The following is a 20,369-nucleotide window of genomic DNA, read 5'->3' on the forward strand; positions in this document are numbered from 1 at the left end:
GCGCGCGTACGTGCGTCAGTCGACGGCGATGAGCTCGACGTCGAACTTCAGCGCGGCCATGGCCGGAATGTCGGGCGGGTGCCCCGCCTCGCCGTAGGCCAAGTCGTACGGGATCACGAGCTTGCGCTTGCCGCCGACCTTCATACCGGCGACGCCCTGGTCCCAACCCTTGATGACCTGACCGGCCCCGAGCTTGAACCCAAACGGCTCGTTGCGGTCGCGCGAGCTATCGAACTTCTTTCCGTTCATCAATGTGCCCGTGTAGTGCACCTTGACCGAGTCGCCCGCCTTGGCCTCGCGCCCGTTGCCGACCACGTCGTCGGTGATCTCGAGCTTGGTGGGCCCGGGCGGCTCGGGCGCCGCTTGCGCGGGCTTGAAGCCGCCCTTCTCGGGCTCGTCGACCTTCTTCGAGCAGCCCGAAAGGCCGCCCCCCACGCTCACGCTCACCAGAAGACCAACGGCCAGACCCATGCAGTACCGTGCTCGCATCGCGCGCAGCGTTCTAGCACCGGCGGCTTCGCCGCGTCCATTGGCGCCTTCGTTACGTCGCGTGCTTCAAGTGGGCCTCGATCTGGCGCAGCCGCCGCTCCACCGTCTCGGGCTCCAGGTAAATGGCCATGCGCGTGCGAAGCTCCGGCAAGGCCCGCAAATAATCCTGCGTTTGGGCGAGCTCGGGCGACGTGATGCCCACCGCGTGGAGCGCCCGCTGCACCGTGCCGGGCCCGATGATGGGCGCAAGACCGGTGCGCTGCACGATCTCCTCGAACAGGCTGCGGGCCGTCATCGATACGTGCCGCTCCGCCGCGAGCAGGAACGCGAAACCAACGCGATGAACGAGTCCGCGCGGGCGGCAGCCTGGAGCGCCGCCCCTTCCAGTATCAGTGGCGACGGCATTTTCGCACACCATAATACGATGGGCCGAGGCGGTTCGGCAACGGGTGCCGCATCGATTTGTAGGTGCACGCACGCGTTCGCGCGGGCCAGCACGCATGTGTGCACATGCGCGAGCGCGCGCGTGCGCGATGGCGATCGCTAACGTTTCCCCTGCTGCGGCGAACGCGGCGTGGAGCTGGGCGATCCGCTGCCGCCGCCCGAAGAGGGCAATGTCACGCCAAGCTGGCCCGCGACCAAGCCGAGCACCGCGTCGAGCTGGTCCTGCGTCACCGGCCCATGGAGCTTCACCAGCGAGCCTTGGCTGGTGATATCGACCGTGCCGAGCAAGTTCTGGGTGACGAGCCGCACCGCGATCGAGTTTTGCTGCCGGACCACCTTGCGCAGCGCGTCCGCCGCCGCGGACGCCGCCGCCGGGTCGGGCGTATCGCCCTCGGCATACACGTCGGCGCCGCCCCCCTCGCGCGGCACGATCCACATGCGCATCTCGGAGACCGACTCGGGGATGAACGGCATCGGCCGATGCGGCGTCGCCAAGGTGAGACGCATCGCCTCCCCGGGCCGGCTGTGGACGCCCACCTTGGTCTTCGACAAGGTCTTCGCGGCCGCGTGCGCAAAGTCGGGCGGCACCACCGCCAGCACCCGCGTCTGCGGCCGCAAAAAGACCCGCTGCGCGCGGTCGGCGTGGCCGAGCGACGCCTTCACCCCCGGAACACCGGCGTCGAACGCGCCGCCGCTCGCGTACTTCTTCGAGACCACGTCGATGGCGCGGTCGACGATTTTGTCGCTCGCCGAGTAGTGCACCAAAATGACGTCGCGCTCCGTGTGAAGGAGCGACGGCCCGGTGATGTAGATCCAATCCGCGTCGCGCACGGGATCGATCTGCGTGCCGGCCATGAACTCGTCCCACTGCGGGATGGCCGACAAAAGCGGGCCGGCCTGCGCGCCCACGGGGTTCTTGCGGATCTCCTCCATGTTCACGAGCAGGCGCACCAGCGGCGGCCCGGCCTGCATGTCGCTCGCGGAGCCGACGAGCGCCGCCGGATCGTGCGACTTGCTCGCCGGCGCGCCCGCATCGTCCCGCGCGGCCACCGCGGCATCGGCGAGCGAGGGAGCTCCGGCGTCGAGCATCGCCACCTTCGCCGAGGCGTCCTCCCCCGGCGACGCGGCGACGTCGGTGCCGCCATCGGTCGACGCGTCTTCCTCCGGGGCCCCCGCGTCGCGCGTGCGATCGGGTCCCTTGGGTTTTGGCGCGGGTGTCGCGGTCGACCCCGGGCTCTCGGCCGGCGGAGGGCTTGGAGGCTCCGGAGGCGGAGGCTCGGGGGGCGCTTCGTCCTCCATGACGTCGATGGGGATCGAGAGCTCGCCCTCCACGTCCACGAAGTCGAGCTTTTGCTCGGGCAGCAACGACCACGGGCCCAGGGCGAAGTGCAGGCCCACCGAGACGACGAAGGCCAGCCCGAACCCGTACCGAATGCGCTTTGGGTCCCAGAATCTCTCCGGACCGGTCGGCTTCTTCGAAGGACGTTGCCGAGCCTGGCGCAACGTGGCATGCGGTGCGGTGGGCGCACCCTCGGCGGCCCCAGCCTGCACCTCCGAAGGACCGCCGTCGCTCGGACGCGTCTCCTCAGCCACGCCGTTTTCCTCTTTTTCCCACGGTTGCTGGACCGAGGGTCGCGTCATTCATCGTCATTTTCAAGAAATCCAAGTGCGGCATAATTCTTGTTGTTCTACGCCGCAAACCCATGAGTGAGCCTTCCGGGCTTGGCGAGCCAAAGCCGCCGAGCCACCCCCCGCACCGCAGCGTCATCGACCACGAGAACACCCGAGCGGTGACCTGCCAAGAAGTGGATCGACACGCCAGACCCGCAGTACTAGAGGCAGGGGGTACCTCAACACATAGCCGCAATCGGCAGCCATTTCGTATGCATTTTCCTCGCCGTCCGCTCTCGAAGTCCTTGGTTTTGACGGTCTGTGCCGGCAGCATCGTGTGGGGTGTGGCCACCGGCTGCAGCCAAGATTCCAGCCCCCAGGCCAACGGTCCCGAAGCGGACGCGGGCCCGCAAGCCCCGTCCACGGTCGCGAGCGGCACGCCTGCCGCGCCGGGCAAGGATCCCAAGGCGCCGAGCGCGGAGCTACCCGATGCGGCGGCGGCGTGGGATGGACCGCTCCTGGGCGCGCTGTTCATGCAGACGCCGGTCATGAGCGACATGGAGTGGCCGATCCCCGAAGGCTCGCGGATCCGGGACCCGGCGCGCGAGAAGGTCGTTCGCATCGGATACCTGCGCAAGGGATCCAAGGTACCGGTCATTCCCGAGGCGCATCGAAAACCCAACTGCACCGATGGCTGGTACGAGCTCGTCCAAGGCGGATTCGTCTGCGGAAGGTACGCCACGCTCGATCTGAATCACCCCACGCTTCGACTGCAAGCGCCGCATGCGCCCGACATGAATGCGCCGTTGCCGTATCAGTACGGTTACAACCTGACGCACGGGATGCCGCTCTACAAGAACATCCCCTCGCGCGAAGAGCGGCTCGAGTACGAGCCGTGGCTCTCGGGGCGAGCGCGGGCCCGGAGGGCGGAGGAATCCGCGTCGTCCGACCTGGATGCTGGCGCAGGATGGGGGACGAACCCCAACGATCCTTTTGGCGTCGGGGTCGACACGGTGGACGCGTCCACTCCTTGGTATTTGCAGAAATTCGATGGCGGGAAGCCTCAGATCACCCTCGATGAGCTGCGCGGCGAAGAGGGGGGCCCGGTGGTGCGGCGCATGGTGCGCGGCTTCTTCCTGGCGCTCGACAAGCAGGAGGAGCACCCGGAGAACCACTCCAAGTGGTGGAAGACCACCGGTGGCCTCTACGCGCCCGTGGAGCGCATCGTGGTGCAGCGGCTCCTCACGGAATTTCACGGTGTGTGGCTTCAGGACCCCTTGCCCGGCGTTCCGACCATCTCGGGCAACCCACCCACCACCGGTGACGCAGGAGCCTATGGTGATGGGGGTGCCCCCCTTGCCGCGGGGCTTCCCACCAAGCTCCCGGTCGGGTTCATCCTCTGGCGTGGTCACAAATGGACGCTGACCGCCGACAAGAAGCGCGCGGTGCGCGGCGAGCCCCTGCCCCGCTTCACGGCCGTGGGCCTCACGGGCAAGAGCATCACCGTGAACGGATTCGGCTTTTGGGAGACGGAGGAGGGCTGGTGGATGCGCAACGCCGACGGGCAAATCGCCCGGCAGACCACGCCGCCCAAGGATCTCGCCCCCGAAGAAAAGTGGATCGATGTCAACCTCAAGGCGCAGACCGTGGTCCTGTACTCGGGGAGCACGCCGGTCTATGCCACCGTGGGGTCGACGGGGAAAAAGAGCCCGATCAAGGAAAAGAACCACGAAACCAAGCCGGGATCCTTCCGCATTCGGGAAAAGCACATCGCCGCGACCATGGATGGCGATGTGGCGAGCGATGGGCCTTACTCCATCGAGGACGTCCCCTGGATCATGTACTTCAACGGCAGCATCGCCCTGCACGGCGCGTTCTGGCACTCCAACTTCGGCGTGGAGCGCAGCCATGGGTGCGTGAACCTTTCTCCCATGGATGCGCGCGCCATTTTCCAATGGTCCGATCCACCGCTGCCGGAGGGGTGGCATGGGGTCATGAGCACGCCGGACCGGCCTGGATCCCGGGTCGTCGTTCGCGAAGAGTAGCGCTCGACTCCGACCTGAGCGGTCCTCCTCCACCTCGAAGGTGCGCTCCTCCGATGCCGGCCCGAACCGGTTGACGCATCAGTCGACTTGACGGCCCCGCGCGAGTGAGAAAAGTTGCGTGTTGTGAATCAACTTTCGGCCCACCTCGATCGTGGATGGGATTTGGCGCAAAAGGGGGATGCGACCGGCGCCATTGCATGCGCACGTCGCGCCCTCGAACTGGATCCTCAATCGCCCGAGGTGCACAACCTTTTGGGCTTCAGCTCGGCGCTCGCGGGAGACTGCGACGATGCGCTCGACCATTACAGGCAGGCCATTGCACTCGACGAGACGTACCTGGAGGCGATGCTCAACGCCGCCGAAATTTTGACCTACCCCATGGGGGAATGGGACGAGGCGATCGCCATGTGCGAAGACGCACTCGAGTATGCTGAAACCCCCGAGGAGATCGCCGACTGCGTGCTCCTCAAGGTCGATGCACTCATGGGCAAAGGAAAGACCGAGGAGGCGGCCAAAGCCATGGCGATCATTCCCGAAGGACCGTTCGAGCACCCGAGCTACGTTTTTCTCATTGGACGGGCCTATTACGAGATCGGCCAGATCGACAAGGCCGCCCCCCTGATCGAGGAGGCCGTCCGCCGCGATCCCTCCTCCCCCGACGCGCAGTACTACCTCGGCCTCGTCCGCGACGAACGCGGCGACGCCCGCGGCGCCACCGAGTCCTTCCTAAGGGCGCGCATGCTCGACGCCGTGCGCGCGGCCCCTCCATGGTCGCCCTCGCCCGAGACCTTCGGGCGCATGGTCAAGTCGGTCATCGAAAAGCTCGACGCGCTGCTCGGCCGCTATGTTCGCGAGGCCGAGGTCTATGTCGTCGATGTCCCCGGCGCGGAGCTGGTGGTCGACGGCGTCGATCCCCGCGCGATCATGATTTTGGATCGGCTCCCGCCGCCCGGGAGCGATGGGGGCGGTCCTCTCAACGGGGAGAGCTCCCGCGCGGTGCGCGTTTTCGTCTACCAGCGGAATGTGGAGCGGGCCGCAGGTTCTTTGGACGCCATCGAGGACGAGCTTTCGCGCGCGCTGGAGCGCGAAATAACATCGGTGTTTCTCGAGTCAGACGAGCCTCCGCCGAAGCATCAATTGAACTAAGCTCGAACCCCGTGAAAATCGGGGCGCAGGCTGCCATCGTCGTATTTGGCGCGATCGGAGCGGGCGCGCTTGGGTGCTCGCTCCTTCTCGACGCGGGATCGCTCTCCGAGGGTGGCGGTGCAAGGCCGCCGCCCGACGATGGCGGCATCGGGGGCGATGCGGCGGGCCCTGCGATTGATTCGGGCGGGTATGATGGGCCGTGTCCGAGGACCAAGGGGCCTGCGATGGTTCGCGTAGGCAACCACGCCGGTGGCGACGCGGCGATCTCGTTCTGCGTCGATGCGACGGAGGTCTCCGTCGCGCAGTACCGGCAGTTCGTCGCGACGAATGATGGCGGTAAGGACAAAGAGCTCGCCGACTGCGCGTTCAATACGTCGTACGAGCCGATGAAGAGCGACGGCGGGCCGCCGGACCGCGTCGCGGACAATCTACCCGTCGTCTACGTCGATTGGTGCGACGCATTTGCCTATTGTGCGTGGGCAGGTAAGCGCCTCTGCGGGGCGATCGGTGGCGGCCCGGCGCCGATCGGAACACCGGGGGATGCGCGGGAGAACCAGTGGATGTTCGCTTGCTCCGCCGGCGGCTCACGAGCCTACCCCTACGATGGTAACGATGGAGGCTTCGTCACCAACGTGTGCCACGACGGGCTCGTCGAGAAGAGCACCGAGCCGCCGCTGTTGCCCGTAACGCGCGTTTCGCCCTGCGAGGGTGGTTTTCCTGATCTCTTCGACATGAGCGGCAATGTCGAAGAGTGGGAAGACTCGTGCGATAAACAGCGTTGCCACACGCGCGGCGGCTCGGCCTTCGACTGGGGTCGCCACAGCGCCGACACCGCCGTCGACATCTTCGCCTGCGCGGTCCCCTTTCGGGCCGCAGGCACACCCATGGGAGAGCGCAATCCCGACGTCGGGTTTCGTTGCTGCAGTGACTAAGACGCTTTGCGCGATTCGGATCTCACGGCGGGTGTACGCAGCATCGTGATGACTCCGAGGGCGGCGTGGCTCTGCTCCTCGATCCTCGCCTTCTTGCTTGGTCCTCACTTTGCTTGGGTGCGCGGTCGAACTTCTCGGGGCGCCTCGATGCGGCGCCGGTGCTGACGCTGTCGTTTGGTGCAGCGAGGCGCGAGGTGGACGGCGCGTAAGCCGGTTCTTTTGACGACGATCGAAGTCGGAATTTCATGTGCCGGAGTGCGAAATGACATCGCTCTTTTCCGGATCGGGGAGCGCCGTCGGAGCAGCAACTGAATTAGACTCATGCGGGTGAAAGTCGGGGGACGGGCACGGGCGGCTATTGTTGCAGCGGTTGTCGGAACGAGTGCTCTTGGGTGCTCGCTCCTTTTCGATGCGGGGTCGCTCTCCGACGGCCGCGCCGAGGGGGCGCCGCCCGACGACGGTGGCGGTGGCGGTGGCGGGATGGATGCGCCGGGTGTTGGGATCGATGCGGGGGAGCCGCGAGGTGGTGACACGCCGTGCCCGGCGATGAAGGGGCCCAAGATGGTTCGCGTGGGCAACGATGCGGGGGGCGACGCGTCGATCTCGTTTTGCATCGATTCCACGGAGGTCACGCGCGAACAGTACGACGAGTTCCTGAGCGCGGATGGCGGTGGCGCGGACAAAGCGCTCGAGGAGTGCTCGTTCAACCTGTTCTATCAGCCATATCAACACGAGGACGCTGGCCCGCCGCCCAACGCACCGGGCAGTACGCCGGTGGTCTATATCGATTGGTGCGACGCGTACGCGTATTGCGCGTGGGCGGGCAAACGCCTTTGCGGGCGGATCGGCAAAGATGGGTTGACCCTCGGTCAATCGAGCGATCCACGTGCGAGCCAATGGACGTTCGCTTGCTCGGCCGGCGGTTCGCGGAACTACCCCTACGGCAATAGCTACGAGCCTGGCAAATGCAATGACGGCACGACGATGCCGAGGTATCTGGCCGCCATCGATGAGTATTCGCAGTGCACGGGCGGCGTCGAGGGGCTCCTCGCCATGAGCGGCAACGCCTACGAGTGGGAGAACGCGTGCGACTACTGGGCATGCCACGTGCGCGGAGGCTCATACCAGGGTGGACGTAACCCTGACGCCGACTCCTTCTCGTGCAAGGTCCCCGCCCAGCGCGATGGCTTCAACCGCAGAAACCGCGCCAACGACGTCGGCTTCCGCTGCTGCAGCAACCCCTAACGCTCCGCCAACGTCCCTGCCGCGCGCCGAAGTCAAACCCGCTTCGAGGACATCGGTTTCCGCGGCTGCGATCTTCCAGGCCTCGGCGCCCATTCGACAACCATTCTTGTCTCGCATGTCGCGCGCGATCGACGAACATCCCCCGCGCTCGAGGGCGAAGTCACATCGGCATTTCTCGCGTCGGATGAGGGTTCGCCGACGCGGCGATTGAATTAGACTCGTTTCGTGAAAATCGGGGGATGGGGTCGGGCGACGATCGTTGTCGTGGCGGTCATTGGAACGGGCGCCTTTGGATGCTCGATTCTATTCGATGTGGGCGCTCTTTCCGACGGTGGCGGCGCGAGCCCGACGTCCGACGACGGCGGGGGGGATGCGCCGGGTGGCGCGTGCCCGGAGGGAAAGGGGCCCGAGATGATTCGTGTGGGCAACGACGCGGGTGGCGATGCTGCGATCTCGTTCTGCGTCGATACGACCGAGGTCACCATCACGCAATACCGGCGGTTCCTCGAGGAGACGAAGGGCGACGCGGGCAAGCAGCCGCGTGAGTGCGCCTTCAATACGAGCTACGAGCCGCTCACCGAAGACGGAGGGGAACCCCCTAGCGCGCATGCGGATAGCCCGGTCGTCTACGTCGACTGGTGCGATGCGTACATGTATTGCACATGGGCCGGCAAACGCCTTTGCGGGCGCGTCAACGGAGGCTCCGCATATCACGGAGCACCGGGCGATCCGCGCGAGAGCCAGTGGACGTTCGCCTGCTCGCGCAATGGGGCGCGCCCATATCCGTACGGTATGGGGTTCGACACGTCGCTCTGCAACGATGGGAACGGAGGGGACCCCCACCTGGCTCCCGTCAAACAATTCAAAGGTTGCGAGGGCGGCTTTACGGGACTCTTCGACATGAGCGGCAACGTCGCAGAGTGGGAAGATGCGTGCAAAGACGCGGACCAATGCCCTACCCGCGGCGGCTCGTACTACATCGGTCGCGACCCCGATCGCGACGTCTTTTCCTGCTACGTCTCGTTCTTTTCCTTTGACTTTACCCGTCAGCATCGCGGCAGGGCCGTGGGGTTTCGTTGCTGCGGCCCCTAGCACCGAGCGTCATGTCGCAACGTGGACGATGGATCCCGCGCGACGAGTGCTCCTGCGCGATCCCACTCGACCATCGCCCCCCCCGCAGCGGGCCGCTACGCGGACGTGGGTTTCGCTGCTGCAGCGATCCCTAGCGGCGTCTCGCTCAATGCCACGCGCCAATCCCAACCCCCCAGTTCGTGTAACGCGGCGCCAAATCCACGGCGAAGCTGATACGCCACGTCGTGGCCCCAATGAGCCCCCACGCATCGAACGGAAAGAGCTTGATATCCGCCCCACACGTCAGATGCTGCCGCGCATTTCCCTCGGGGAAGCGCGAAGGTTCGAGGTAAGCGCCGATGCGCCCGCGGACCCGGTCGTGGACGGGCTCCGCCTCGATGGCGAAGCGGGGCATCACGGTCACGTTGCGGCCGAAAGGTTCCTTCTTTTGGTCGAGGAAGCTCCCCACGTCGACGGAGTCGTCGGAGGGCCCCGTAAAGAGGACGCTGGCGACCATCAGAATCTTTTCGCGCGGCCAGTTCGCATAGCGCGCACGGCGCTGCGCCAGCAAGCGCTCCGATTCGGCCTCGAGGCGCATGTCCTCGATGCGGCGAACGGCGTCTTCCTGCTCGGCGATGGTGCGTTCGAGCTCGCGGCGGCGATTGGGCGGGGCGGCGGCCAGCTTCGCTTCGTGCTCGCGCTCGCGCCGCGTGCGCGCCTCGGCGATGGCGTCGCGTACGGGGGCCTCTTGTTCGTGCGGATTGAGCCACGCGGGGTTCAGCGGACGAGGACCGGCTTGCAGCGCCACCCCCAGCTCCGCCTCCCACGGCTGCACGATCTTCGCAGGTAAAATGAATTTGTCCGCCCGCTCGACGCCGTCGTTGTCGCGGGTGGTCGCCGACTCGCCACGCGGGCCCGCGCTCACCGGCGCACGCAAGGTGGCGCCGACGCGAAATGGCGCGCCGTCCGGCTTGTAGAGCGCCCCCACCTCCGGCGCGGCCCCCAGCATCGATACGAGGGTGCGCCCCGGGACGAATTGGCCGGTCTGCGAAATCTGCAGCGCCACGACCCGCAAGCCCAGGCCGAGTGAGACCTGGTTCCCCCAAAAACCGTACGCCGCCACGATATGCGAGCGGTTCGTTTGAAGGGTCAGACCCGGATCGGTCTCCGTGGCCGGCGTCAGCTTGAATTGCTGGAGATCGCTGGTGACCGCCATCCCCAGCCCCCCGAACTGGAGCTGCAGGCCGAGGTTCACATAGAGAAAATCGCTGAACTGCGTGGTGCCCGTGTTGCCGCGGCGCCCGCGGTTGTCGAAGTCGGAGCCAGCGAACGCACCAGGGAACGAGATGCCCGCCGAGATGTCGTAGTCGAACCACTTGTGGCTGAATGGCTCGCGCACGGCGGGCGCCGACGCGTTGGAGGCCGTCCCTTCGACCCCCTCGGCGTAGGCCGTGTAGGCGCCGGCCAAGCCCGTCACCCGGATGGGGGCGATGAGCGGACCTTGGTAGAACTCGATGCTGTAGTCATTTCGCGTCATCGGGGCCGGATCGTCGGCCCGCGCGGTGCGCGTCAGGAGCGCCTGCACCACGAGATGAACGAGCGCCGTGAGGACGAGGTACGTCAGGAAGGCGGGGACGGAGGCTCGCCGCCGCCGCTGCCCGGGCGTGCTTCGCCCGTGCGGGAGCCCAGAAGGAAACGGACCAACGGCTCGGCGTCGAGCTTCGCCGTGGTGAGCAGCGCGTCGAGCAGGCGCTGGCCCAGCTTCGCGAGATCGAGCAGGAGCGCGATGCGGGAGCGTTGAAGCTCCACCCGGGCCCGGGTCTTGGCATCCACGTCGCGGATGGTGTCCAGCATGGCGAGCGCCTCCTCGAAGGCGTCGATGGCCATCGTGATCTCCCCCTTTTCGCGTTCGTTGAACACGCGGGAGATCATCCGCCAAAGCTGCACCTCCGCCGCATAGAAGTCCCTTCGCTCACCTTGCACCCAGACTTTACGGACCACCCCCCACCGTGACAGCTCGCTGAGGGTCATGCTGACCGCCCCGCTCGAGAGCTTGAGGAGTTGCCGCAGGTCCTCGGCGCTGAGCGGGTCGGGCGATAAATACAACACTGCCCAGACGCGGCCCATGTTCCGTTTGAAGCCCCAGAACTCGATGAGGCGCCCGACGACGTTGCTGACCGCGATTTCGTTCGCCCACAGCGCGCGCGTTTCCTTGCTGGTGCTTCTCGGTTCCATCGGGTCCTGCTCTAGCTCGTGTAGCTCGTGTAGCTGGTGTAGCTGATGTCGCTCGCCACCGCCGTTCGCTGCCCCCGCGGCTCGCGCCATTATTTAATGCGCCCGGTCAGCTCGCGGGCCACCGCCCCGAGGAGCTCGCGGGCCATCGTGGGCGGCGCAGCCGATGCCAACGCCGCGAGCGCTTGCGCGGTGTGCTCGCGCGCGATCTCGCGAACGGCGTCGCACGCTCCGCTGCTGCGGACCGCTACCGCCAAACGTAGGCTGGTGTCGCCGTCGCCGCCGCGCGCCCGCTCCACGTCGGCCGGCTGGGCAAAGCCCCCGGAGATGGCGCGGATCAGGGGGAGCGTCACCTTTCCCTCGTGCAGATCGGCCAGGAGCGTCTTGCCCGTGAGCTCGGGATCGCCGGCGTAATCGAGGCAATCGTCGACCAGTTGAAACGCCGTTCCCACGTGTTCGCCAAAAATGCCGAACGATGCGGCCGCGGCCTCGGAAGCGCCCGCCGCGCGCGCCCCCACGCGGGCCGCCCATCCAAAGAGCGACGCGGTTTTGTCACGCACCACGCGGAAGTACGTGGCCTCCTCCAGATCGAGCCGGGAACGCGAACGCAGCTGCACCACCTCGCCATCCACCAAGCGCCGCAAGGTGCAGATCAAGTCGGGGAGCGAGGAGGCGTCGGCGCCTACGCGAACGGCGGCGCTGGTTCGCTCGAGGGCGTGGGTTAGGAGGAGATCGCCGGCGAGCACGCTCACCGCGTTGCCCCAAACCCGGCGCGCGGTGGGGGTGCCCCGGCGCTCCATGCCATCGTCGATCACATCGTCGTGCAGCAATGTGGCGAGATGCACCAGCTCGGAGACCACGGCGAGCTCGCGTACCCCCTCGGTCACCGCGCCAAAGCACGATGCCGCGAGAAGGACGGTGAGCGGGCGCACCCGTTTGCCGCCCGCTTCGAGCAGGTGTGCGCCGGCGTCGATGGCCGGCGCCACGCCCGAGCGCGCCGCGTGCGACAGCTCCTGCCCGACGTATTTCATGTCTTCGGCGAAAAGTGACGCGACGTCCGCGATGCGCTGTGCCGCGCGCGTGCCAGCCCGCTCGGGGGTCGCTGTCTCCTGCAACAGCGTGACGGAGTTCATGGGCGATGGGGTTCTCTCTAAAGTTTCAAAACATTTTGAAAGTAGTGGTAGCCCATCCAGAGGTCAAGAGAACGCTACGAAGGATGCAACCCGCTGAGCCAGCTTTTCCGGCTCTTCGGCGCGATCGGGCGGCCCCAAAAAGAGCACATCGGCCGAAAGCCCCCGCGATCCAAGGGCCGATCCCACGGCCGCCATCGTTTGCGGCAGAGCTTCGGTTTCGCTGAACGCCACCACCAAAAATCGCCCCTCGCCAAAAACGCCGAGGGCCTTGTCGATGGCGCCGCCCACGTGCTCGGCCACCCGCACATCGCCCACCACGTGCCGTGCGCGGCCGCCGCCATAGACCATTTCCCCCACCACTTCGCCGAGGGACCGCTCGTGTTCCCCCATCACCACCACCGCCACCCCATGGGCGGCGAGCATCAGGGCCACGGCCTTGGCGCGCGGCGAGGTCTCCGCCTTTGGTCCGATCCCCAGTACGAGAGCGATGCCCGTTGTTTTCGCGTTCGACGACACGCTACTCGCTTTACAACGCTTTGCTCCAGCTGTGGCACCAAGACTGCTAAAGAGGATCGCGTGACGGAGAGAACGGCACGGCAAAAGCTTGCTTCGCGGCTGGTGTACGGGAGCTTCCTCGGGCTCGCGGCCGCGTTCATTCTATCGAGCGCCTTTCAGCTCATCGTGTCCGTCTTCGGGCTGGGCATCGAGCCCCTGGCCGCCCCCGGCGCGGGGGCGGGGCAGACCGTGGATTCCCACCCCCATGCGTGCACGGAGGGAATTGCCTCCCTCTCGGCTGCGCTGGACCGAAGCTTTGCGCACGCTGCGGGCCCTGACCCGACGGCGGGGGCCGCGGGGGAGCCGGCCAGCGAGGAGGCGCTCCTGGCCAACTTCCGTAAGAACCTGGAACCGGAGTGGGCCGAGGAGCGAAAGATCGAAGAGAGTTGTATGGGCCAGCCGCGCGGGCGGGACGCGTTCGCCGCCCTCTTGCGGCTGAAATTGGCCGAAGAAGGGTTCGTCCGCCGGCAAATGGTGGAGATCGATCCTTTAAGGCGCAGCGTTCAAGCCTATTTGCCGCACTGAAGCACAAAAAAAGCGGTACAAGGTCCCGGTGTCCGAAGAAGCGTCTCCCCCCTCCTCCTCGACTCCCCCGACGTTCGACGTCATCCCCCTGAGCGCCGACGTCCGGCGCGCCATCGACGCTCTCGGTTACGTGCACCCCACCCCGGTGCAGCGGGCCGTCTTCGAGCCGGCCGTGCGAGGGCGCAGCCTGGTGGTGCAAGCGCGCACGGGAACCGGAAAAACGGCGGCCTTCGGCCTGCCCATCGTCGACCAGCTCGTGCGCCGCGGCGTGAACCAGGTGCAGGCGCTGATCTTGACGCCCACGCGCGAGCTGGCGCTGCAGGTCGCGCGTGAGCTCACCCACCTCGGCCAGTTCCGAGGGACCAAGGTCACCGCCATCTACGGCGGCGCCCCCATGGGCAAGCAGATCGACGAGCTGGCCTCCGGCGCGCAAGTCGTGGCCGGAACCCCCGGGCGCGTGCTCGACCACCTGCGCCGCGGAACGCTCGATCCCTCGAACATCCGCATCTTCGTGCTCGACGAGGCCGACGAGATGCTCTCCATGGGCTTCGCGAAAGAGCTTCACGCCATCGTCGACCTCTTGCCACGCGAACGACAAGGGCTGTTCTTCAGCGCCACCATCCCGCCGGACATCGAGCGGCTCGCCGTCAACCAGCTGCGCGATCCGGAGTTCGTCACGCTCTCCAGCGATCAGGTGGGCGCGCTGGAGATCCACCACTTCGTCTACTTGGTGGGACAGAACGACAAGCGCAAGGAGCTCATTCGCATCCTTGACGTGGAGGATCCCGAGAGCGCCATCGTCTTCTGCAACACACGCGACGAGACCGAGCGCGTGGCCGAGGTGCTGAAGAACCACGGCTACGACGCCGAGTGGCTCAATGGCGATCTCGAACAGCGCGAGCGCGAGCGCATCATGCAGAACACGCGCGAGGGCAAGCTGCGCTTTCTGGTGGCCACCGACGTGGCCGCGCGCGGCATCGACATTTCGCACCTCACGCACGTCATCAACGCCGACTTCCCCGAGAGCGCCGAGCAGTACGTGCACCGCACCGGCCGCACGGGGCGCGCCGGGAAGACCGGCACCGCCATCTCGCTGGTGGGGCCCAAGAATATCGGTGCACTCTACATCCTTCGCCTCACGTACAAGATCCGGCCCATCGAGAAGCAGCTGCCCACGGCGGCGGAGCTCAAGACGCGCACCGAGCACGATCTGCTCACGATGTTCGCCGAGGCGTTCGGCAAGGCCCATGTGCAGCCCGACGATCTCGCGCTCGCGCGCCGGCTGCTCACGCACATCGACGTGGAGCCCATCGTCGCCGGTCTCTTGCGCGGCTACCTCGGCGCGCGCGAAGAGGCCGGAGAAGATCCGAAGCAGGAGGCCGCGGAGGCCCGGCGGGCGAAAAATCCTCCGAAGCTCGAATCGGAGCCCGCCGCGCCGCCCGCTCCCGTGATGGCCCGCGCCGACGGGCGAAGGGGCGACCGCGAGCCGCCGCCTCCCTCGGTGGGCCCGCGGCGCCCGAGCCGATCGGGGGGCGCGCGCGCCGAGTTGCGACGTCACGGCACATCTCCGATCGCGCGCGAATCGGGGTACCGCGAGCCTCGCTATCAAGTGCACGATGCACCGGTGGCGCCGGCGCCCGTCGACCCCGCTCCGCCGGTGGCCACGGTGACCGTGCCCGCACCGGCGCCCGTGCCCACGCCCGCGCCGCAAGCGCCGCAAGCGCCTCACGTCGTGGCGGCGGCAGAAGGAAACGCGAGCGATGCCAGCGAGGCCGAGGCGCAGAACGACGAGCGCAACTTTGCGCGCATCTTCGTGAACGTGGGCCGGCGCGACGGCGTGGGGCCGCTCGATTTTCATCGCATGCTCTTCGAGGGCGCGGGCCTCTCGCAGAAGGACGTGGGGCCGATCCACGTGCGCGATCGCATTAGTTTCGTGAGCGTGCGGCGCGAGTGGCTCGACAAGTCGGTGTCGGCGCTCGCGGGGCAGATCGTGGGCGGCCGGAGCATCGTGGCAGAGCCTGCGCGCGAGCGCGCGTGACATCGACGCGACACGGGTGCCCGCGATGCACCAACGCGCTCACGCGTTGCTCGGGCTCGAGCGGAGCGACGCGCATTGCAGCACATGCAACGACTTCAAGCGTGTAAGAAACATCGGCGCCCGTTGAGCGCGCACCTAACCTTGCCGTAAACTCACTACTATGTCCGCCTCGCCCGCGTCGTACCCTCAGGGCGCCTACCCGTCTGCATTGCTCCCCGGTCAAACCCTTCGAGGTCTGCTCGAAACACGCCGCGCCCACCGGCAGGCCCTCGCGCTCGAGGAGGCGATCTCCATCGCCGTTCCACTCGCCCTCGACTTGAAGCAGCGCCACGAGCGCGGCGAGCGATGGCTGGTCCATCCTTCGTGCATCGTGGGGGGCCCGAACGGCCTCGCGCGGCTCGAGCCAAAGCTCTCCCTCGCCCCCGCCGATCCGCGCGACCGCGCGTGCCTCGCGCCGGAGCAACAGAGCTCCCTCGCGCCGGGGGGCGCGCGCGCCAGCGTCTTCTCCATCGGCGCCATCTTGTACGAATCGGTGGTCGGCACCTCGGTGGGGCCGGCCATGCGCCGGCCGTCTTCGGTCATCGCCAACATCCCCGACGCCTTCGAGGTGCTGCTCGCCAAGGCGCTGGTGGGCGATCCCGCGCACCGCCCCGAGGATCTGGGCGCGCTGGCGAGCGCGCTGCACCACCTCGCGCCCATGCGGAGCATGCACCCGCCGGAGGCCGACGAGACGCGCCTGGATCACGCCGAGGGCTTCGACGTGGACATCCGGCTCTCGATGCTGCCGCCGTCGGAGCTCGCGTCGCAGCTCTCCCAAGATTACCAGACTTACCAGGACTACGGCGCCATCGATCCGCAGGAGTCCGCGGCGCGCCCCAAGGCGGCCGTGCCGCCGCCGAGCGATCCGACGGCGCGCCTGGCCATGCTGAAGGAGCAGCTCGAGTCCGATCCGCGGCCGCGCTACGTGGTGAGCAAAGACCGTATGGACCACGGGCCGTTCTCGGCCGTCGAGCTCCTGCAGCAGATCGCGAGCAACGCCTTCACCAGCGCGCACCTGCTCCGCGACGAGATCAGCGGGCAAGAGCACACCATCGCCGAGTGGCCCGAGTTTGCGCCGTTCGCCGAGCAGGCGGGCTTGAAGCGCGAGATCGTGGCGGAGAAGAGGGCCGTCGCCCAGGTCGAGATCACGGAGAAGAAGGCGGGCGCCGCCAAGATCGTCATCAGCGTGAGCGCCGTGCTGGCGGTGGCCATCGTGGTCGGCATCTTCTTCTACAAGAAGGTCGGCTCCCGCAACGACGACGTCGTCCTCAGCGACGATCCCAACGCCGTCGACTACGATCTGCAAGGCGGCGTCAAAGGTCAGAAGCGTCCGGCCGCACCCGGCAGCCGCGGAGGCGGGGGCGGCGGTGGTGGCGGCGGGGCGTACGCCGGAGGCGGTATGAGCTACGAGACGGCCCTCGCCAACAACGTGCAGGAGGTGGCCATCGGCAGCGGCGGCAAGCCCGAGCCCGATCTCACCGACGCGCAGCTCTCGGCGCCCTTGAAGAACGCGAAGTTCATCAGCGGGTGCGGGGCCCCTTCGGACATGTCGGTCACCGTCAAGGTCGCGATCAAGAACGGCCGCGCCGTCGGCGTGAGCGTCTACCCCAATCCGGCCAACGCCGGCGTCGCGTCGTGCATCGACCACGCCGTCCGTGGCCTCTCGTGGCCGTCCAACTCCAAGATGGATACGCTCACCACGACGTACTGACGTCCTCCCAGCCCCCTCCCCTCTGGCCGGGAGGGGGTTCGTACACCGCGTGCTGCGCGGCCGATCCCGCTACCCCGTGCGCGCGAAGATCTTCGCGTAATGATCCGCCACGGGCTCGCCGCCGAGCTGACTGAAGAACGTCGAATACGCCATCCAAATCGCGAGCCCGTTCAGATCGCGGAACATCGACGGCAGATACCGGGGCGGCTTGATCACGCCGTCGGCGACGCGGCGCGCGAGCACGGGGACGTCTTCATGGGCGACCTTGCCGACGAAGAGGTACGGGATCAAATCGCCGCGATTGTGCTGAATCGCGCTGCGGATGAAGGCGTAGTTGAGGACGATCCCCTTGCAGTAACACGCGTCCTTGGTGAACGGCGCCCCGCCCTCCACCACGCCGCCCCGGAAGATGCGGCGCGTGTTGTTGAAGCACTCCTCCTCTTCGTAGCCCTCGGTGCGAAACCACTCGAAGACCTCGATGAAGCTGGCGCCGTCCTCCGCCTTGTCCACGGCCAGCACGCGATCGTTCAGCCGGCGCGCGCGCCGCGGGTAGGCACGGAAGGTAAAAATCTCGAGCAGCGCCGCCAGCCCTTCCTGCACCGACGTGGTGCGCGGAGGCCCCTTGGCGAGCCAGCGCGCCACCGGCTGCTGCTGGCCGTTGAGCGAGGTCGCCACGTGCACCCACCCCTCGTGCACCTCGAGGATGTCGATGTCGCGCGGTGAAAACAGCGCCCCCGTGCGGATCTTCACGTAGTCGTTGCCAGCGGCGGCGTCCGCCAGGATCGTGTCGTCGGCCTGCACGCGCACCTCGGTGTCGGCGAAGTAGCTGGCGAAGCGCTCGTTCAGCTCCGCCGCGCACTCGGCCGACGTGAGCGAGCGCTCCGCCGTGGGCCCGAGGTGGTTGTCGTCCGACTTGGTGAGGATGCTGTAGAGCACGTGCCCGAGATCGCGCACCGTGGACTTGCCGTCGGGGAACTTGTCCTTGGGCGAGCCATAGAGCTTGCGCGCATACGCATAGAAATGCGGCGTTCCGCGCGCGGCGAGCATGCGCACCACGTCGCGGTACTCGAGCGCGGTCGCCTGCATGATCTGGCCGATGGCGTCGGACTCCCCGAGCTCGCCGTCGATGTCGCGCGCGATGGCCTCGAACTCTTCGGACTTGGTGCGCGGATCGAAGCCGAGATCGACGCTGGCGTAGTAAGCCGCGTCGACCTTGGGCAGCTCCCTGCCCCGGTTCTTGAGGAACTGCTCTTCGATCCCGTTCTCCCAGCGGATCGATTGAAGCACCCGGATGGGCCGCTGCGCCTCCACGATGCGGGCCGCCAGCTGCGCCACGATTTCCTTGTAGCTTCGCCACGGGCCCGAGGGCGGCGGGGGCGGGATCGAGGGGTAGTGCTCGAAGTGCTCCTCCTCGACGACCACCACCTTGGTCGCTTCGAGCGCCTTGGCGGTTTCTTTGGCGGCCTCCAACGCTTTGCCGGCGTCTTTGGCTCCGTCTTTGACTCCGTCCAGCGCCTTGCCCGCGTCTTTGGCTGTTTCCAGCGCCTTGGTGACGTCTTTGGCCGTATCGAGCGCCTTGATCACCTCGCCCTTTTCGGCCTTCGAGCCCTCGGAGCGGTCCGCTTTGCCGCCGGGTCCCGTCGACGGCGCGACGGGGGTTTCGCTGGTGCTGCGGCTCGCGGCCGTCGGGGAGCCCGCAGCCTCACTGCCACGACGCGACTTGGGTTCCATGCTCGAACCGCCTTACCTCCTGCCCGCGGCGCCCGCGACATGCGCCGCGACCCGCTCGAGAACGTCGACGTCACGGATCCCGTCCGCCTCGGCGCGGTAGCTCAAGACCAGCCGATGCCGCAGCACGGGCACGATGAGCGCGCGAACGTCCTCCACATCGGCCGCCGCCTCACCGCGCAACGCCGCGCGCGCCTTGGCGGCCAGCACCAGCGCCTGCGATCCACGCGGCCCGGCGCCGAAGCGCACGAACTCGGCCACCTCCGGGACGGCACCGCCTCCGCCTCTGGCCTTGGTGCCATCCGACTTGACGGGGCGGGTCGCCCGGCCGAGGGCCACCGCGAGCTCCACGGCTTCCTCGGTCACCGGCACGCGCGGCACCAGCGCCTGCAGGGCGCGCACATCGTCGGCCGAGAGCACCCGGGGCACCGACCCCACCTCGGAGCTCGTGGTCTTGCGCGCGATCTCGCGCTCCTCCACCTCCGAGGGGTACTCGATGTGCACCTCCAGGAGAAAGCGATCGAGCTGCGCCTCGGGGAGCGGGTACGTCCCCTCTTGCTCGATGGGGTTGCGGGTGGCGAAGACTTGAAACGGGTCGGGCAAGTGGTGCGTCTTGGTGCCCACCGTCACCCGCCGCTCTTGCATGGCTTGCAAGAGCGCCGCCTGCGTCTTGGGCGGGGTGCGGTTGATCTCGTCGGCCAGGACCAGGTGCGCAAAGATGGGCCCGGGCAAAAAGCGCAGCCTTCGACGAAGCTGCCCCGCGCCATCTTCCTCCTCTTGGAGCACGTCGGTCCCCGTGATGTCGGCGGGGAGGAGATCGGGTGTAAACTGCACCCTTCCGAAGCTCAGATCGAGCGCCTCCGCCAAGGAGCCCACGAGCAAGGTCTTGGCCAGCCCGGGAACGCCGACGAGCAGGGCGTGCCCGCGGGCCAGGAGCGCGACGAGCATCAAGTCGATGACCGCCTCCTGCCCGACGACCCGCTCGGCCAAGGCCTCTTTGAGCCGCTGACTGGCCTTCGAGGCCCTTTGCAGGAGCTCCACGTCGTCCACGGGGGTGCCTACAGGGGCTCCATTTTGAATCTGGGCGGGCGAAACGGAATGCGCGGGCTGCATAGATACGGATGAGCTCGATCGCGACGGGGACTCTTCTTCGGCCTCTCTCACGGTTACCCATGACGCTACCATTTGCCCGGGGGGTTCGGGACGTGTACATCGGCGCGGTGGTTGCACTTTCCCAATCGACCATCTCGCTCGCGTCTGAAGCAGAGACCGGCGTGCCCCGGGCAAGTGGGTCGGCTGCCGGGGGCGGCGAAGCTCGCGCCGGGGCGGGCGCCGCAACCGGCGAAGCTCGCGCCGGCGGGGCGGCTGCCGCAATCGGCGAAGCTCGCGCCGGCGGGGCGGCTGCCGGGAGTGGCGAAGCTCGCG

Annotated in this window: 17 protein-coding genes; 8 read left to right on the forward strand and 9 right to left on the reverse strand. The window is 67.4% G+C overall.

The annotated features are described in order from the left end of the window. Positions 1 to 15: 15 nt before the first annotated feature. From LZC94_24035 to LZC94_24045, 3 genes are all read right to left on the reverse strand, one after another. Positions 16 to 327, reverse strand: a complete 312-nt coding sequence (locus tag LZC94_24035; protein ID WXB20236.1) for an FKBP-type peptidyl-prolyl cis-trans isomerase — start codon at positions 325 to 327, stop codon at positions 16 to 18. Positions 328 to 541: 214 nt separating this feature from the next. Beyond that, positions 542 to 784: a hypothetical protein gene (locus LZC94_24040; GenBank protein ID WXB10944.1), complete on the reverse strand. Its 243-nt coding sequence runs from the start codon at positions 782 to 784 to the stop codon at positions 542 to 544. 248 nt (positions 785 to 1,032) lie between these two features. Next, the gene (locus tag LZC94_24045) at positions 1,033 to 2,526 is read right to left on the reverse strand and encodes a hypothetical protein (GenBank protein WXB10945.1); all 1,494 of its coding nucleotides are present in this window, start codon (positions 2,524 to 2,526) and stop codon (positions 1,033 to 1,035) included. Between the two features lie 290 nt (positions 2,527 to 2,816). Between LZC94_24045 and LZC94_24050 the strand changes: the two genes are divergently transcribed. The 5 genes from LZC94_24050 (at position 2,817) to LZC94_24070 (ending at position 9,004) form a co-directional block, all read left to right on the forward strand. Further along, positions 2,817 to 4,589: a L,D-transpeptidase gene (locus tag LZC94_24050; GenBank protein WXB10946.1), complete on the forward strand. Its 1,773-nt coding sequence runs from the start codon at positions 2,817 to 2,819 to the stop codon at positions 4,587 to 4,589. Positions 4,590 to 4,712: 123 nt separating this feature from the next. Next, complete coding sequence (locus LZC94_24055) at positions 4,713 to 5,735, forward strand: tetratricopeptide repeat protein (GenBank protein ID WXB10947.1); 1,023 nt, start codon at positions 4,713 to 4,715, stop codon at positions 5,733 to 5,735. 11 nt (positions 5,736 to 5,746) lie between these two features. Beyond that, positions 5,747 to 6,667 (forward strand): formylglycine-generating enzyme family protein, encoded by a 921-nt coding sequence (locus LZC94_24060; protein ID WXB10948.1) that lies wholly within the window; start codon positions 5,747 to 5,749, stop codon positions 6,665 to 6,667. Positions 6,668 to 7,213: 546 nt separating this feature from the next. After that, positions 7,214 to 7,912 carry a formylglycine-generating enzyme family protein gene (locus LZC94_24065; protein WXB10949.1) on the forward strand — a complete coding sequence of 233 codons (699 nt, stop codon included), beginning with the start codon at positions 7,214 to 7,216 and terminating at the stop codon, positions 7,910 to 7,912. Positions 7,913 to 8,176: 264 nt separating this feature from the next. Then, positions 8,177 to 9,004, forward strand: a complete 828-nt coding sequence (locus LZC94_24070; protein ID WXB10950.1) for a formylglycine-generating enzyme family protein — start codon at positions 8,177 to 8,179, stop codon at positions 9,002 to 9,004. Positions 9,005 to 9,149: 145 nt separating this feature from the next. Here the strand turns inward: LZC94_24070 and LZC94_24075 are convergent, their stop codons facing one another. From LZC94_24075 to LZC94_24090, 4 genes are all read right to left on the reverse strand, one after another. Then, positions 9,150 to 10,571, reverse strand: coding sequence for a hypothetical protein (locus LZC94_24075; GenBank protein WXB10951.1), 1,422 nt, complete (start codon positions 10,569 to 10,571; stop codon positions 9,150 to 9,152). Between the two features lie 32 nt (positions 10,572 to 10,603). Continuing rightward, positions 10,604 to 11,218, reverse strand: a complete 615-nt coding sequence (locus LZC94_24080; GenBank protein WXB10952.1) for an ArsR family transcriptional regulator — start codon at positions 11,216 to 11,218, stop codon at positions 10,604 to 10,606. Between the two features lie 89 nt (positions 11,219 to 11,307). Continuing rightward, on the reverse strand, positions 11,308 to 12,348 hold the full coding sequence (locus LZC94_24085; protein ID WXB10953.1) for a polyprenyl synthetase family protein: 1,041 nt from the start codon (positions 12,346 to 12,348) through the stop codon (positions 11,308 to 11,310). A 63-nt stretch (positions 12,349 to 12,411) separates the two neighbouring features. Continuing rightward, positions 12,412 to 12,864, reverse strand: a complete 453-nt coding sequence (locus LZC94_24090; protein WXB10954.1) for a hypothetical protein — start codon at positions 12,862 to 12,864, stop codon at positions 12,412 to 12,414. A 60-nt stretch (positions 12,865 to 12,924) separates the two neighbouring features. Between LZC94_24090 and LZC94_24095 the strand changes: the two genes are divergently transcribed. From LZC94_24095 to LZC94_24105, 3 genes are all read left to right on the forward strand, one after another. Then, positions 12,925 to 13,428: a hypothetical protein gene (locus tag LZC94_24095; protein ID WXB10955.1), complete on the forward strand. Its 504-nt coding sequence runs from the start codon at positions 12,925 to 12,927 to the stop codon at positions 13,426 to 13,428. Positions 13,429 to 13,456: 28 nt separating this feature from the next. Next, a complete protein-coding gene (locus LZC94_24100; protein WXB10956.1) occupies positions 13,457 to 15,466 on the forward strand; it encodes a DEAD/DEAH box helicase in 2,010 nt (669 codons plus the stop codon). Positions 15,467 to 15,626: 160 nt separating this feature from the next. After that, positions 15,627 to 17,216 (forward strand): hypothetical protein, encoded by a 1,590-nt coding sequence (locus LZC94_24105; protein ID WXB10957.1) that lies wholly within the window; start codon positions 15,627 to 15,629, stop codon positions 17,214 to 17,216. 69 nt (positions 17,217 to 17,285) lie between these two features. Here the strand turns inward: LZC94_24105 and LZC94_24110 are convergent, their stop codons facing one another. Continuing rightward, the gene (locus LZC94_24110) at positions 17,286 to 18,947 is read right to left on the reverse strand and encodes a flavohemoglobin expression-modulating QEGLA motif protein (protein ID WXB10958.1); all 1,662 of its coding nucleotides are present in this window, start codon (positions 18,945 to 18,947) and stop codon (positions 17,286 to 17,288) included. Between the two features lie 12 nt (positions 18,948 to 18,959). Beyond that, the gene (locus tag LZC94_24115; GenBank protein WXB10959.1) at positions 18,960 to 20,057 is read right to left on the reverse strand and encodes an AAA family ATPase; all 1,098 of its coding nucleotides are present in this window, start codon (positions 20,055 to 20,057) and stop codon (positions 18,960 to 18,962) included. Between the last annotated feature and the right edge of the window lie 312 nt (positions 20,058 to 20,369).

The sequence above is a fragment of the Sorangiineae bacterium MSr11954 genome, assembly GCA_037157815.1.
In the GTDB taxonomy this organism is placed as follows: Bacteria; Myxococcota_A; Polyangia; order Polyangiales; family Polyangiaceae; genus Pendulispora; species Pendulispora albinea.

Coding starts and splice junctions, on each gene's coding strand:
- LZC94_24050 (WXB10946.1), top strand. CDS start 2,817: ATGCATTTTCCTCGCCGTCCGCTCTCGAAGTCCTTGGTTTTGACGGTC.
- LZC94_24065 (WXB10949.1), top strand. CDS start 7,214: ATGAAGGGGCCCAAGATGGTTCGCGTGGGCAACGATGCGGGGGGCGAC.
- LZC94_24115 (WXB10959.1), bottom strand. CDS start 20,057: ATGCAGCCCGCGCATTCCGTTTCGCCCGCCCAGATTCAAAATGGAGCC.
- LZC94_24085 (WXB10953.1), bottom strand. CDS start 12,348: ATGAACTCCGTCACGCTGTTGCAGGAGACAGCGACCCCCGAGCGGGCT.
- LZC94_24105 (WXB10957.1), top strand. CDS start 15,627: ATGTCCGCCTCGCCCGCGTCGTACCCTCAGGGCGCCTACCCGTCTGCA.
- LZC94_24040 (WXB10944.1), bottom strand. CDS start 784: ATGACGGCCCGCAGCCTGTTCGAGGAGATCGTGCAGCGCACCGGTCTT.
- LZC94_24080 (WXB10952.1), bottom strand. CDS start 11,218: ATGGAACCGAGAAGCACCAGCAAGGAAACGCGCGCGCTGTGGGCGAAC.
- LZC94_24110 (WXB10958.1), bottom strand. CDS start 18,947: ATGGAACCCAAGTCGCGTCGTGGCAGTGAGGCTGCGGGCTCCCCGACG.